This is a genomic window from Streptomyces sp. GB4-14, from assembly GCF_022696125.1.
Classification (GTDB): domain Bacteria; phylum Actinomycetota; class Actinomycetes; order Streptomycetales; family Streptomycetaceae; genus Streptomyces; species Streptomyces werraensis.
The window spans coordinates 886,191-899,834 of sequence record NZ_RZHO01000002.1 but is presented as its reverse complement, the minus strand read 5'-3'; the positions used below and the strand labels follow the sequence as shown (position 1 = coordinate 899,834).

Genomic DNA, 13,644 nt, shown 5'->3' with positions numbered 1-13,644 from the left:
TCGGTGGATCGGTTCAGGGCGTGGACACCTCGAACCGCGTGACGCGGACCGCGCCGCCGAGGGCCTGAGTGGCGTGGTTGAAGAGGGCGAACCGGTAGCCCATGAAGAACCGCCAGTCGTTGCCCATGGAGAAGGCGGGTCCGAGACGGGTGAACGTGATGCCGTCGGTGCTGTAGGAGAAGGTCCCGGGGCGCGGTGCGCCGGGTCGGATGTCCGCGTTCGCGCGCAACCAGATGCGGCTGCCGGAGACGGGCGCGCTCGCGATCTCGGTGCCGGTGCCGGTGGTGTTCCAGTTGCCGTCCATGGTCAGCCCGGTGACCATCACCACCCGTGTCGCGCCGCCGTCGCGCTTGAGACCGATCCAGGCGGAGGAGTCGCGCAGCAGCGCAAGCCCCGCCCGGTCGCCGTCCCGCATCGCGGAGTGGTCGAGCTGGGCCGTGGCGGTGGAGGTGGGGCCCTGGATGCGGTGCGTGAGGGTGTTGCGGGCCCAGTAGAGGTCGTGGGTGACGGTCGCGGTCCGCAGCGTCAGGCCGTCGCCGACCGACCACTTCGTGTTGTCGGGGTTGTGATTCCACTCCCATCGCGGTTTCAGGCTCGTACCGTCGAAGGTGTCGACGCCGGTCATGGGGGTGACCTGGCGGGGCGGAGCGGGCAGGGCCGGACTGGGATACGTGGTGCCCCACCCGCCGTTGACGAGCTGTACGACGGGCCAGCCGTCCGCGGTCCAGGTGACCGGCGCCAGGGCGGGCATGCGGCCGCCGGGGTAGGCGTCGACGAAGGCCATGTAGTACCAGGCGCCGCTCTGCGTCCGCACCAGCCCGCCCTGGTGGGGGACGCCGCCGCCGGGGATCGGTCCGCGCAGGTCGAGGAGGACCTGCCGCATCGTGTACGGGCCGAAGGGGCCGCTCGACGACTTGAGGATGTACTGGCCGTTCGCGGGGCGGGTCAGGAAGATGTAGTACTGCCCGTTGATCTTGTAGAAGCGGGCGCCCTCCAGGGTGCCGACGCTGGACGGTGTCCTGAACACCTCCTGCGTACGGACCTGGTTGCGGCCGTCGGGCGAGAGCTGGGCCACGCTGATGGTGGTGTTGCCGTACGCCACGTAGAGGGTGTCGTCGGTGTCGACGAGCAGACCGGCGTCGTAGTAGGGGGTGCTGATCGTCGTCAGCCTGCTCCACGGCCCCTCCACCGCGGTGGCGGTGTACACGTACGTCCGGGCGAAGTCGATCTGGCCGAGCCAGTAGAAGGTCCTGTTGCTGGGCCGGTAGGCCAGTGACGATGCCCAGATTCCTCTGACGTAGCCGCGGGCGCCGTTCAGGTCGTACTTGGCGCCGAAGTCGAGGACGGGTACCGCATGGCCGGCGATCTCCCAGTTCACCAGGTCGTACGAGCGCAGAACGGGCGCGCCCGGCGAGTAGTGCATCGTCGAGGCCGAGGCGTAGTAGGTGTCGCCGACCCGCATGATGTCGATGTCCGCGAAGTCCTGCCAGATCACCGGGTTCGTGTACTGCGCCGCGGCCGCGAGGGCGGGCCCCGGGCGGAGGAGGGCGCCGGCGGCCAGGCCGGTGGCGGCCGCGAGCGTGCGGCGTCGGGTCAGATGCTGATGTGACCATGACAGGTCCATGGATGTTCACCTCGAGTTCATCGGTCGGAGCGGCTCTGTGGCGCTCGAGATTCGAGATATCGAACGTGGTGCGAGGTGTCGAGCATTCTGGATGATAGGAGGGTGGCTTGCACCGTCAACCCGTCTCGCACGAGTCGTGCGCCGCTTCGAAAAGTTCGAAGCGTCTGGTGCGGAGGCGACACCTCCTGCTTCTCAGGGAGGTGTTGACAGTCGCGGCCGTCTCTTTAGTATCCGTGGGGCGTCCGAAAGTTCCGAACGGCGATCGAAATTTCGAACCATTCCTTCCCCCTCCCGTCGAAGGAGTCCCGTTGCCCAGACGATTACGCGGACGACTGTTCCGCCTCCTCACGGCCGCCGCGCTGACGGTGACCGCGTCCGTGACGGCCTCGGCGCAGTCCACCGCCACGGCCGCGCCGGGCAGTCCGGCGCTCACCCCGCCGCTGGGGTGGAACAGCTGGAACAGCTTCGGGTGCGGAATCACCGAGGCCCAGGTCCGGCAGGCCGCCGATGCCATGGTGTCCTCGGGCATGCGGGACGCCGGTTACCGGTACGTCGTGGTCGACGACTGCTGGTTCGACCCGCAGCGCGACGCGCAGGGCAACCTGCGGGCCAACCCGACCAAGTTCCCGAGCGGGATGAAGGCCCTCGGGGACTACATCCACAGCAAGGGCCTGAAGTTCGGCATCTACCAGGTGCCCGGCGAGCGCACCTGCGCGCAGACGGTGGGCACTTACCCCGGCTCCACGGGCAGCAGAGGCCACGAGGTCCAGGACGCCGCCACGTTCGCATCGTGGGGGGTCGACTACCTCAAGTACGACTGGTGTTCCTCGAGCGGCACGCGTGACGAGCAGGTCGCGCGGTTCACACTGATGCGTGACGCCCTGCGCGCCACCGGCCGGCCGATCGTCTACAGCATCAACCCCAACAGCTTCCACGCCATCACGGGGTCCACGTACAACTGGGGCGAGGTCGCCGACCTGTGGCGGACGACCGAGGACCTGCTCGACATCTGGCAGAACGGCAACACCAACAGCTACCCGATGGGCGTCGGCAACGTCCTGGACGTCAATGCGCCGCTGGCCGCACAGTCCGGCCCGGGGCACTGGAACGACCCCGACATGCTGGTCGTCGGCCGCCCCGGCCTGTCGCTGACCGAGTCCCGCTCCCACTTCGCCCTGTGGGCGCTGATGAGTGCCCCGCTGATGGCCGGCAACGACATCCGCACGATGTCCGCCGACGTCAGCGCCATCCTGCGCAACCCGCGTCTGCTGGCGGTGAACCAGGACTCCCTGGGCGCGGGCGGACGCAGGGTGCGCGACGACGGCGACATCGAGGTGTTCGCCAAGCCCCTGGCGGACGGTTCGGTCGCGGTGGGGCTGTTCAACCGGGGCGGGAGCGCGGCGACGGTCACCACGACGGCCGCCCAGATCGGTCTGGGCGGAGGGCCCTTCACCCTCACCGATCTGTGGACCGGCGGCACGTCGAGCACGTCCGGGCAGATCTCGGCGAGCGTCCCCGCGCACGGCGTCGCCGTGTACCGGGTGAGCGGCGGCAGCCCCCTGGCCGCCACCACCTCACGCCTGCGGGGCAACGCCTCCGGCCGCTGCGTGGACGTGGACAACGCCTCCACGGCCGCCGGTGCCGCGACTCTGCTCTGGGACTGCCACACGGCCGCCAACCAGCTGTGGACCACATGGGCGGGCGGCGAGATCCGCGTCTACGGCGACAAGTGCCTGGACGCCTACGACCAGGGCACCGCCAACGGCACCCGTGTCATCACCTGGCCCTGCAACGGCCAGAACAACCAGAAGTGGACCGTCGGCTCCGACGGCTCGATCCGCAACGTCCACTCCGGACTGTGCCTCGACGCCAACGGGGCCGGCGCCGCCAACGGGACCCCGCTGGTGCTGTGGACCTGCAACGGCCAGGCCAACCAGAAGTGGACCCGCGCCTGAGCGACACGGCACCGGGCCGTGGCCGGAGCGACAGCACCCCGGCCACGGCCTCCCGCACGGCTGCCGCATCCAGTGCGCAAGCCCTGCCCGTCGACGCCGACGGTGCCGGGTGGGCCCTTCAGCCGCGCGGCTCTTCGGGGAGGAACGTCACCTGCGGGGCGCCCGTGCGCGGATGGGTGGCGACTTCCGCCGCCACTCCGTAGACCTCGGCCAGGAGCCGCGGGGTGAGGATCTCGGCGGGCGGTCCCGAGGCGGTGACCTCACCGTCGTGCAGGACGTAGAGGCGGTCGCAGTAGTAGGCGGCGAGGTTGAGGTCGTGCAGGGCGAGCAGCACGGTTGAGGGCAGGCGCCGCAGGACGCCGAGTACGGACAGTTGGTGCCGGATGTCGAGGTGGTTGGTGGGTTCGTCGAGGACCAGGAGGGTGGGCTGCTGGGCGAGGGCGCGCGCGATGAGGACGCGCTGTCGCTCGCCGCCGGAGAGCCGGTCGAAGGGACGGTCGGCCAGGTGGGCGGCGTCGACCGCGCGGAGTGCGGAGTCGATGAGGTCGGCGTCCTCGGGGGTGTCGCCGGCGAGGAGACGCTTGTGCGGGGTGCGGCCCATGGCGACGACCTCACGGACGGCGAGGTCGAAGTCGGCTGCCGAGTCCTGGACCACCGCCGCCACGGTGCGGGCCATGTGCCGCACAGGCATCGACCAGGCGTCGCCCCCGTCGACCCGGACCTGGCCGGTGTCGGGGCGCAGGACGCGGTAGACGGTGCGCAGAAGGCTGGACTTTCCGCTGCCGTTGGGGCCCACGAGCCCGATGGTCTCGCCCGGGCGGGCGGTCAGGGAGACGTCGCGCACCAGGTGGCGGGCTCCGGCGGTGAGCGTGACACCGTCGACGCTCAGTTCGCTCGCGGTCATGCCACTCCTCGATCGGTGCCGCGCCGGGCGTCCCGGCGCATCAGCCACAGGAAGAAGGGGCCACCGCACAGGGCCGTGAGGACGCCGACGGGTATCTCCATCGGTGCGGCGATCGTCCGGGCGGCGATGTCGGCCCAGACGAGGAAGACCGCTCCGCCGAGTGCCGCCGTCGGCAGGACCCGGCGGTGGTCGCCGCCGACGAACAGGCGCACGATGTGGGGCATCATCAGGCCGACGAAGCCGATCGGTCCGGCCGCCGCGACCAGCACGCCCGTGACAAGGGAGAGCACGACGAACAGCCGGGCGCGGAAGCGGGCCACGTCCAGCCCCAACGTGGTCGCCGCCTCCTCGCCTGCCAGCAGCAGGTTCAGATTGCGGGCCTGCGCCATGAGGACGCCGACACCGAGCAGCAGGGCCGTGCTCGGCAGCCACAGCGTGCCCCAGTTGACACCGCCGAGGCCCCCGAGGGTCCAGGCGAGGACCGCGCGGGTTTCGTTGCCCCGGTCGGTGGTGAGCAGCAGCAGATCGAGGACCGCGGTGAGCACCGCCGCGATCGCCACCCCGGACAGCACCAGCCGCGACGAGGTGATGCGTCCGCCGGTGCGGGCGGTGGCGTACACGAGCAGGAGCGCGCCCAGGGCGCCCAGGAACGCGGCCACCGACAGGGAGAACGGCCCGAAGAGGGTGACCCCGAACACGATCACCGAGACTGCGCCGAGCGACGCCCCCGAGGAGACGCCCAGCAGATACGGCTCGGCGAGCGGGTTGCGCACGAGAGCCTGCAGCGCGGTGCCGATCACCGCCAGGCCGGCGCCGGTGACCGCCCCGAGCAGCACCCGCGGCGCCCGCACGTCCACCACGATGGTCTCCCGGGCCCGTGACCAGTCCGGCTCCTGCCAGTCGGCACCCAGCGCGTGCGTCACGATGCCCCACACCTGGCCCGGCGGTACATGCACGGAGCCGATCGCGAGGCCCGCCGTCACGGAGACGCCGAGCAACGCGGCGAGGACCGGCAGCGTGACGGCCGACCGCGTTCGGCCTGTTCCTGCCCCGGTGCCCTTCCACTGGTGAACCGTCCGCTCAGTGGACGTGCCGGTGGCGGCCTGCGTCACCGGAAGCTCTCGGGGTGCAGTCCGCGGGCCAGGTCCTCGACCGCGTAGGCCGAGCGGATGCCGACCAGGGTGGCGGTCAGCGGCAGGACGACGAACCGCTTGTTCCTGACGGCGGGTACGCCGGCGAGCGCGGGCTGGGAGAGCAGGAACTCCTTCTTCTCCTCGACGCTACCGGCGCCGGCGTAGTCGTAGATGGCGATGACCTCGGGCTTGCGCTCGACGACCTGCTCCCAGGAGACGTCGCCGAAGACGTCGTCGAGGTCGGCGAAGACGTTCTCGCCGCCTGCCAGCCGGATCAGTTCGGTGCCCAGGCTCTTGCCGCCCGCGGTGAAGGCGCTCTTGTCACCGCTGTCGTAGACGAAGACGGACACCTGGGGCATGCCCTTGACGGCGGTGACGGTCTTGCCGACCCGTGCCTGCAGGGCGGCGACCAGCTCGTCCGCACGGCCGGGCACGCCGAAGATCTTGCCGATGGTGCGGATCTCGTCGTAGGTGTCGTTCATCGTCACCCGCTTCTCGCCGCAGTACTCGCGGTTGAGGTGGGTGTCGATGCCGGCGTCGGCGAACGCCTTGCGGGAGCGGCCTTCGTTCTCGGCGAAGGCGCTGCCGTAGCCGCCGTAGACGAAGTCGGGTTCGGCGTCCAGGACCCTCTCGAACGACGGTTCCTTCTTCGCCAGTTCGGGGATCGCCTCGTAATCCTTCTTCAGCTCGGGCAGGACGGCGGAGTCGGGGAAGGCCGTGCCGACCATGCGGTCCTTCAGACCGAGGGCGAGCATGAGTTCCGCTGGGTGCTGGTGGATGGTGACCGCCCGCGACGGCGGCTTGTCGTACGTCGTCCTGACGCCGCAGTTGGCGATGGTGACCGGGAAGCCCGCGGGCACGGCCGCGGTGGCCTTCGCGTCCCCGCCGCTCGCGTCGGACGAATCACAGCCGGTGGTCAGCAACATGGACGAAAGAGCCATGGCAGCGGCCGTGCCACGAAGGACCCCGCGCGTGCGGGCAGGGGTGAACGAAGGGGACACGTGAAGCCTCCTGGAGTCCGCGCTCCTCGGGACGGGCCCGCGACGGACCAGTGTCCTGACTCCCGGATCGACGTTCCCTCCGCCTTCCCGCGCGGCGCGCAGTGGCATGTCGGAGGGGCGCTCCCCGGTCACAGTGGCGGGACCGTGCCGGATTCGCACCGGCTTCCTGTCTCCCGTCGCGGCGATGACCAAGTGATCCTACGGTCCCCCGAGCCGACGGCAAAAGGGCGTACAACCCCGGCCGCACGCCCAGCCCGCCGGCAGTGCCGCCCGGCCCCGCCCTGCGGGAACAGCTGTCCAGCCGCGGCGACGCCGCGCTGTCCGCACCTGCGCGCGCCTCCGTGCGTGCGCCGGAGACGGGCCGTGACGCTTGCCGGAGCCACCCTGGCCTCCACACCCGCCCGCACCATCTTCCGGGAACAGCCCTTACCCCGGGCGCGCCCCGACTTCCCGAAATGTTGCGCTCCGGCCGGGTCAAAATCTGTGCCCGCGAGTCGAGGTTTCAACGGGACAGGCAGACAGATTCTCTACCGCATTACGTGGGGTGGGATTCTTCACCGTACACAGGCTGCTTCGGCGTGCTACTGTCGATCTCAGTTGCAGTTGTGGTTCCCAAAACTTCACGTGCCTCCGGGCGGCGCCTGTGCCGCTGGAAGCACTTTTGTTATCCGGTGTTTTTCCGGCGGGGTGATCATCGCGGCGACACGGGGTCCGCGCAGTGCGGATCCCGATGCACTGCCCCAAAGGAGAAACGACATGGCTGCTGGTACTGTGAAGTGGTTCAACGCGGAAAAGGGCTTCGGCTTCATCGAGCAGGACGGTGGCGGCGCTGATGTGTTCGCCCACTACTCGAACATTGCCGCCCAGGGCTTCCGTGAGCTGCTGGAGGGCCAGAAGGTGACCTTCGACATCGCGCAGGGCCAGAAGGGCCCGACGGCCGAGAACATCGTTCTCGCCTGACGCTGACTGTCGCGTAGCCGTAGCTGGGGCCCGCGTCCTTCGGGGTGCGGGCCCCAGCTGCTCGCATTTTCCCGCAGTGGCCTCGCCTGCGGACGACAACCAGGAAACCCGTGGGCTCACCGCATACGGGGCATCTCTCAGGGGTGCACGCATCCCATCATCACTTCATCATGGCGGACGCCCGACCATTGCGTCCGCTTCGCGCCACTCATTCCAGCGCCTGTGCCCACAGGGTCTTTTCGTCGGCCGAATTCGCTGACGCATTCCACCGGTCCATTCTTGCAATTCCCTGTGCTGCTGATCGCTGCGGGAATTCCTTGATATGTGCCGCATCGAGGAAGGTTCCGCATGAACCGCACACGCACGAACGGCCGCTCCACCCGTACCCGTGACGGCAGCGCCGAATCCGGAAAGGGCGGCAGCCGATTCGGTTCGTCGGCCAGGAGCCGCTCCGGCGGGCCGAGCCGCTCCTACGGTTACGGCCGCCGGCCCGCCGCGGCCCAGGGGGAGTTCGCGCTGCCCGGGACGAACACTCCCGCGCTCCCCGCCGCGGAGGGCTTCGCCGATCTCGACATGCCCCGGGCACTGCTGGGCGCGCTCAACTGGCAAGGCGTGACCGTACCCTTCCCGATCCAGGCCGCGACCCTGCCGAATTCCCTCGCCGGCCGGGACGTACTGGGCCGTGGCCGCACCGGCTCCGGTAAGACCCTCGCTTTCGGCCTGGCGGTGCTGGCCCGTACGGCCGGGCAGCGCGCCGAGGCCGGACAGCCGCTGGGGCTGATCCTCGTACCCACGCGTGAGCTGGCGCAGCAGGTCACCGACGCGCTCGCTCCGTACGCCCGCTCCGTGAGGCTGCGGCTGGCCACGGTGGTGGGCGGAATGCCGATCGGCCGCCAGGCGAGCGCGCTGCGCGCCGGTGCCGAGGTCGTCGTCGCCACGCCGGGACGCCTCAAAGACCTCATCGACCGTGGCGACTGCCGACTGAACCAGGTGTCCGTCACCGTCCTCGACGAGGCCGACCAGATGGCCGACATGGGCTTCATGCCGCAGGTCACCGCCCTCCTCGACCAGGTCCGCCCCGAAGGCCAGCGCATGCTGTTCTCCGCCACTCTCGACCGCAACGTCGACCTGCTGGTGCGCCGCTACCTCAGCGACCCCGTCGTGCACTCCGTCGACCCCTCGGCCGGCGCGGTCACGACGATGGAGCACCACGTGCTCCACATTCACGGCGCCGACAAGCGCACGGCCACCACCCGGATCGCCGCACGCGACGGCCGCGTGATGCTGTTCCTCGACACCAAGCACGCCGTCGACGGCCTCACCGAACACCTCCTGAACAGCGGGGTACGGGCCGCCGCCCTGCACGGCGGGAAGTCACAGCCACAGCGCACCCGCACGCTGGCACAGTTCAGGACCGGACACGTCAACGTGCTGGTAGCGACCAATGTCGCGGCGCGCGGCATCCACGTCGACAACCTCGACCTCGTCGTCAACGTCGACCCGCCGACCGACCACAAGGACTACCTCCACCGCGGCGGGCGCACCGCCCGCGCAGGAGAGTCCGGCAGCGTCGTCACCCTGGTCACCCCCGACCAGCGCCGCGGCATGACCCGCCTCATGGCAGCGGCCGGCATCGTCCCGCAGACCACCCAGGTCCGCGTCGGCGAAGAGGTCCTGCACCGCATCACCGGGGCCCAGGCCCCCTCCGGCATCCCGGTCGTCATCGCCGCACCGGTGGTCGAACGCCCCAAGAAGCGCGGCGCCACCTCACGCGGCGGACGCCGCCCCGTCTCGGCGGCCCGCCGCGCCCCCGTACGGCAGTCCACCGCCGGTGCGGCGGCATAGAACCTTCGTGTCAGTAAGCCCGCCCAACTTCGCAGGAGGCACCCTTTGACGCTGGACCGGACGCAGTTCCGCTCCACACGTACCGACGGGCCGGCGGCAACGGCGGCCGATCCCGCGGACGCGGCCGGACCGCAGGTCTGGGAGGACATGACCGTGGAGGTGGCACTGTCCGTGATGGCCGCCGCCCGTACAGGTCGGCTGGTCGTCTGCGACGAGGACGGTATGTGCACCGGCCTCGTCACCCGGGACCGGCTCACGGCCGTTCGTGACGGCTCCGGATACACGGACCGGATCCGCCTGCGTGACGTCACCGACGTCATCGGGTCCTTCGCCGCGCCTCCGACGAGGGCCGAAGCCGAGCGTGCGATGCGCCGCCGCCGGCTCGGGGCCCCGCCCGTGGCCGACGGACACGGCAACGCTCGGGGCGTCCTCGCCCTCTCTCGCTGAACCGCCGTCACCCCACCCGGGCCCGTCCTCGCTTCTTCCTGGAGGCATCATGCGCTGTGTCATCGCCCGCTTCCCGTTCGACCTGACCAAGAGCGGCGTGGTGGAATCGATGAAGGGCGTCACACCTGAGCCGGTCACCGGTGAGTTCGTCATCATCGGACGACGCCACTACCCCGCCAAGCAGGTCGGCCAGGTCGTCACCCGCCAGGACCGGCGTGATTTCAGCACCGGCGAAGTTCTCAGGGCCATGACCCAACTCGGCTTCACCTGCCGCACCCGCCCTACCGCCGCAGCTGCGCCCCCGGCCGACCCGTACGGGCCGGCTTCCGCAACGCTAGGCGCTCCCCCTGTCCGCCTGACGTACGGACAGGTGTGAGCCGAACAGAGCAGTGATGCCCCACCGGCGTGGGGGAATGTCAGGGGTCGTAGCAACACTGCGGTGAGCTGATCAAGCCGCGAGCATTTTCGGCGGACGCTCGGCTGGGGTCTCCTGGTCGAGCGTCCTGCGTGGGTGACTGTTGAGTTCGGTGGCTCGTCCGGCCCGCAGGGCCCGGGTCGGCCCCCTCAGTCCCCTGCGGCCTTGGTCGTGCGGCGCCTGGTAGATCGTCTCGTCGACCACGTGCAAGTCATCGGCGCATCGAGTGTCTGGGCGAGCAGCGGACGGCGAGGGCAGACATGATCACCGCTTCGCAGCACAGGAGGAGGTCATGGATCATCCTGTCCCGCTCTCCGGGTACCGTCAGGGTATGAGTCATCCACACCCCGAACTGAAAGCCGCCCCACCCCTTCCCGAGGGAGGGCTGCGGGTCATCGCCCTGGGCGGCCTGGGTGAGATCGGCCGCAACATGACCGTCTTCGAGCACGCGGGCAAGCTGCTCATCGTCGACTGCGGGGTGCTGTTCCCCGAGGAGACCCAGCCCGGCGTGGACGTGATCCTGCCGGACTTCACCTCGATCCGGGATCGGCTGGACGACATCGTGGCGGTGGTCCTCACCCACGGTCATGAGGACCACATCGGCGGCGTGCCGTACCTGCTGCGCGAGCGGAGGGACATCCCGGTCGTCGGCTCCAAGCTGACGCTGGCGTTCCTGGAGGCCAAGCTCAAGGAGCACGGCATCCGGCCGCGCTCGGTGCGGGTCCGGGAGGGCGACCGGCGTGACTTCGGGCCTTTCGACTGCGAGTTCGTGGCGGTCAACCACTCCATCCCGGACAGCCTCGCGGTCGCGATCCGTACCGGCGCCGGGATGGTGCTGCACACCGGCGACTTCAAGATGGACCAGTTCCCTCTCGACGACCGCATCACCGATCTGCGTGCCTTCGCCCGCCTCGGTGAGGAGGGCGTGGACCTGTTCCTCACCGACTCGACCAACGCCGAAGTGCCTGGCTTCACCACCTCCGAGCGGGAGTTGAACCCGGCGATCGAGCAGGTGATGCGCACCGCGCCGCGCCGGGTCATCGTCTCCAGTTTCGCCAGCCATGTGCACCGCATCCAGCAGGTCCTGGACGCCGCCCACCAGCACGGCCGCAAGGTCGCCTTCGTCGGCCGTTCGATGGTCCGCAACATGGGCATCGCCCGTGACCTGGGCTATCTGAAGGTCCCGTCCGGTCTGGTGGTGAGCACGAAGGAGCTGGAGAAGCTCCCGGATCACAAGATCGCTCTGGTGTGCACCGGCTCCCAGGGTGAACCGATGGCCGCGCTGTCACGGATGGCCAACCGGGACCACATGATCCGCATCGGCAAGGGCGACACCGTCCTGCTCGCGAGCTCCCTCATCCCCGGCAACGAGAACGCCATCTACCGGGTGATCAACGGACTCACCCGGTGGGGTGCCCACGTGGTCCACAAGGGCAACGCCAAGGTGCACGTCTCCGGGCATGCCAGCGCCGGCGAACTCGTCTACTGCTACAACATCGTCAAGCCCCGCAACGTCATGCCCGTGCACGGCGAGTGGCGTCACCTGCGGGCCAACGGCGACCTCGCCATCCGCACCGGTGTGGACCCCGACCGGGTGGTCATCGCCGAGGACGGCGTCGTCGTCGACCTCGTCGACGGGCGCGCGTCCATCACCGGCAAGGTGCCCGCCGGCAACGTCTACGTGGACGGCATGGAGGTCGGCGGGGCCACCGAGGCGTCCCTCAAGGACCGTCTCACCCTCGCGGAGGAGGGCGTCGTGACGGTGGTGGCGATCGTCGACGCGGACACCGGCGCCCTCGCCGAGGCACCCGACTTCCTGGCCCGCGGCTTCGTGCACGACGACAGCACCTTCGAGCCGGTCATCCCCGTCATCGAGAAGACCCTGGCCACCGCGGCCGAGGAAGGCGTCGGGGACGCGCGCCAGCTCGAACAGCTCATCGCCCGTGCCGTGGCGAACTGGGCGTTCCGCACCCATCGCCGCAAGCCCCTCATCATCCCCGTCATCATCGACGCCTGAGCAACACCCGGGCAGGCGTACGGGGGCGGACGCCGATGCGCACAAGGGGAAACCCGGCGACGAGCCGGTCCGGACGTCCGGCTCGTCACCGGCCCACAGGGTCGGCCCGGCGGCCCGGTGACGAGCGCTGCGCCGGGTGTCCCGCAGCACCTCCGGCAGCTGACCTGCCGCCCGCGCGGCAACATGACGGCCACGGGCATCAGAGGGCGCGCTTGTGACGATCAGGCGGCGACGAGCTCCTGCTCGCGGTCAGGCGTTCCGACCTCGCGCTTCTTGTTCGGCAGCGAGAGCCGGAAGACCTTGCGCCACGCGGAGAACACCTGCTTGGGCAGTGGCCCTGTGACGTACTCCAGCTCGTACTTCTCGAACAGGGCGCGCACCTTCACCGCGACCTCGGCGTACCGGTTGCTCGGCAGGTCGGGGAACAGGTGGTGCTCGATCTGGTGCGACAGGTTGCCGGTCATGAAGTGCATGGCCTTGCTGCCGCTGATGTTCGCCGAGCCCATCATCTGGCGCAGGTACCACTGGCCGCGCGTCTCGTCCTCGATCGACCGGCGCTCGAAGACCTGCACGCCCTCGGGGAAGTGCCCGCACATGATCACCGAGTGGGACCAGATGTTGCGGACGAGGTTGGCCGTGAACGTGGCGGCGAGCGTGGGAAGGAACGACGGGCCTGACAGCAGCGGGTGGACCACGTAGTCCTTGAGAACCTGCTTGCGGATCTTGCGGCCCACGGCCCTGGCCCGCGCGCGGAACTCCGGGTTCTTGCGGCGGCGCTTGTTCAGGTTCTTGCCGAGTTCCAGGTCGTACGCCGCGATGCCGTACTCGAAGAAGCAGGCGTTGATGAAGTTCCACAGCGGCTGGCCCAGGTGGAACGGGTGCCACTTCTGGTCCTCGTCGACGCGCATGATGCCGTAGCCGAGGTCGTTGTCCTTGCCGACCACGTTGGTGTACGTGTGGTGCAGCTCGTTGTGCGAGTGCTTCCACTGGTCGGCCGGCGAGACGTGGTCCCACTCCCAGGTGGTGGAGTGGATCTTCGGGTCCCGCATCCAGTCCCACTGGCCGTGCAGGATGTTGTGGCCGATCTCCATGTTGTCCATGATCTTCGCCACGGACAGACCGGCGGTGCCGATCAGCCACGCGGGCGGGAACATCGAGAACAGCAGCAGGCCCCTGCTGACCAGCTCCAGCTTGCGCTGGGCGGCGATGACCTTACGGATGTAGGCGGCGTCCTTCTCGCCACGGCCGGCGATCACCTCGTCGCGGATCGCGTCCAGCTCGCGGCCCAGCTCCTCGATCTGTTCCGCGGTCAGGTGGGCGGTGGGGTCGATAGCGGTCAAGGT

At 69.6% G+C, this 13,644-nt stretch carries 11 protein-coding genes and 1 riboswitch; of the genes, 6 read left to right on the top strand and 5 right to left on the bottom strand.

Translation table 11 applies throughout. The features are described 5' to 3' along the window. Positions 1 to 13 precede the first annotated feature (13 nt). Entirely contained in the window at positions 14 to 1,624 is a 1,611-nt protein-coding gene (locus ELQ39_RS05330; RefSeq protein ID WP_242591181.1) for a glycoside hydrolase family 43 protein, read from the bottom strand. Between the two features lie 308 nt (positions 1,625 to 1,932). On the opposite strand from ELQ39_RS05330, the gene ELQ39_RS05325 reads away from it, so the two are divergent. Then, the gene (locus ELQ39_RS05325) at positions 1,933 to 3,579 is read left to right on the top strand and encodes a glycoside hydrolase family 27 protein (RefSeq protein WP_242591180.1); all 1,647 of its coding nucleotides are present in this window, start codon (positions 1,933 to 1,935) and stop codon (positions 3,577 to 3,579) included. A gap of 118 nt (positions 3,580 to 3,697) precedes the next feature. Here the strand turns inward: ELQ39_RS05325 and ELQ39_RS05320 are convergent, their stop codons facing one another. From ELQ39_RS05320 to ELQ39_RS05310, 3 genes are read right to left on the bottom strand one after another with little or no spacing between them, the layout of a single operon-like run. Then, complete coding sequence (locus tag ELQ39_RS05320) at positions 3,698 to 4,483, bottom strand: ABC transporter ATP-binding protein (RefSeq protein ID WP_242591179.1); 786 nt, start codon at positions 4,481 to 4,483, stop codon at positions 3,698 to 3,700. After that, positions 4,480 to 5,595: a FecCD family ABC transporter permease gene (locus ELQ39_RS05315; protein WP_242591178.1), complete on the bottom strand. Its 1,116-nt coding sequence runs from the start codon at positions 5,593 to 5,595 to the stop codon at positions 4,480 to 4,482. The genes ELQ39_RS05320 and ELQ39_RS05315 overlap by 4 nt, the downstream gene beginning before the upstream one ends. Continuing rightward, entirely contained in the window at positions 5,592 to 6,557 is a 966-nt protein-coding gene (locus ELQ39_RS05310; RefSeq protein ID WP_242591177.1) for an ABC transporter substrate-binding protein, read from the bottom strand. The genes ELQ39_RS05315 and ELQ39_RS05310 overlap by 4 nt, the downstream gene beginning before the upstream one ends. A gap of 108 nt (positions 6,558 to 6,665) precedes the next feature. Next, positions 6,666 to 6,786: riboswitch (cobalamin riboswitch) on the bottom strand. A 587-nt stretch (positions 6,787 to 7,373) separates the two neighbouring features. Between ELQ39_RS05310 and ELQ39_RS05305 the strand changes: the two genes are divergently transcribed. From ELQ39_RS05305 to ELQ39_RS05285, 5 genes are all read left to right on the top strand, one after another. Further along, positions 7,374 to 7,577 carry a cold-shock protein gene (locus tag ELQ39_RS05305; protein WP_014145516.1) on the top strand — a complete coding sequence of 68 codons (204 nt, stop codon included), beginning with the start codon at positions 7,374 to 7,376 and terminating at the stop codon, positions 7,575 to 7,577. A 348-nt stretch (positions 7,578 to 7,925) separates the two neighbouring features. Further along, on the top strand, positions 7,926 to 9,422 hold the full coding sequence (locus tag ELQ39_RS05300; protein ID WP_242591176.1) for a DEAD/DEAH box helicase: 1,497 nt from the start codon (positions 7,926 to 7,928) through the stop codon (positions 9,420 to 9,422). Positions 9,423 to 9,467: 45 nt separating this feature from the next. Beyond that, positions 9,468 to 9,869, top strand: coding sequence for a CBS domain-containing protein (locus ELQ39_RS05295; protein ID WP_242591175.1), 402 nt, complete (start codon positions 9,468 to 9,470; stop codon positions 9,867 to 9,869). Positions 9,870 to 9,918: 49 nt separating this feature from the next. After that, positions 9,919 to 10,245, top strand: coding sequence for an SCO5918 family protein (locus tag ELQ39_RS05290; RefSeq protein ID WP_242591174.1), 327 nt, complete (start codon positions 9,919 to 9,921; stop codon positions 10,243 to 10,245). Positions 10,246 to 10,615: 370 nt separating this feature from the next. After that, positions 10,616 to 12,301, top strand: a complete 1,686-nt coding sequence (locus ELQ39_RS05285) for a ribonuclease J (protein WP_242591173.1) — start codon at positions 10,616 to 10,618, stop codon at positions 12,299 to 12,301. A gap of 221 nt (positions 12,302 to 12,522) precedes the next feature. On the opposite strand, the gene ELQ39_RS05280 is transcribed toward ELQ39_RS05285, so the two are convergent. Then, on the bottom strand, positions 12,523 to 13,641 hold the full coding sequence (locus tag ELQ39_RS05280; RefSeq protein WP_242591172.1) for a fatty acid desaturase family protein: 1,119 nt from the start codon (positions 13,639 to 13,641) through the stop codon (positions 12,523 to 12,525). Positions 13,642 to 13,644 lie beyond the last annotated feature (3 nt).

Bases quoted from the DNA above. Each gene is read 5' to 3' on its own strand.
- ELQ39_RS05330 (WP_242591181.1), bottom strand. From the start codon at position 1,624: ATGGACCTGTCATGGTCACATCAGCATCTGACCCGACGCCGCACGCTC.
- ELQ39_RS05320 (WP_242591179.1), bottom strand. From the start codon at position 4,483: ATGACCGCGAGCGAACTGAGCGTCGACGGTGTCACGCTCACCGCCGGA.
- ELQ39_RS05310 (WP_242591177.1), bottom strand. From the start codon at position 6,557: ATGGCTCTTTCGTCCATGTTGCTGACCACCGGCTGTGATTCGTCCGAC.
- ELQ39_RS05305 (WP_014145516.1), top strand. From the start codon at position 7,374: ATGGCTGCTGGTACTGTGAAGTGGTTCAACGCGGAAAAGGGCTTCGGC.
- ELQ39_RS05300 (WP_242591176.1), top strand. From the start codon at position 7,926: ATGAACCGCACACGCACGAACGGCCGCTCCACCCGTACCCGTGACGGC.
- ELQ39_RS05290 (WP_242591174.1), top strand. From the start codon at position 9,919: ATGCGCTGTGTCATCGCCCGCTTCCCGTTCGACCTGACCAAGAGCGGC.
- ELQ39_RS05285 (WP_242591173.1), top strand. From the start codon at position 10,616: ATGAGTCATCCACACCCCGAACTGAAAGCCGCCCCACCCCTTCCCGAG.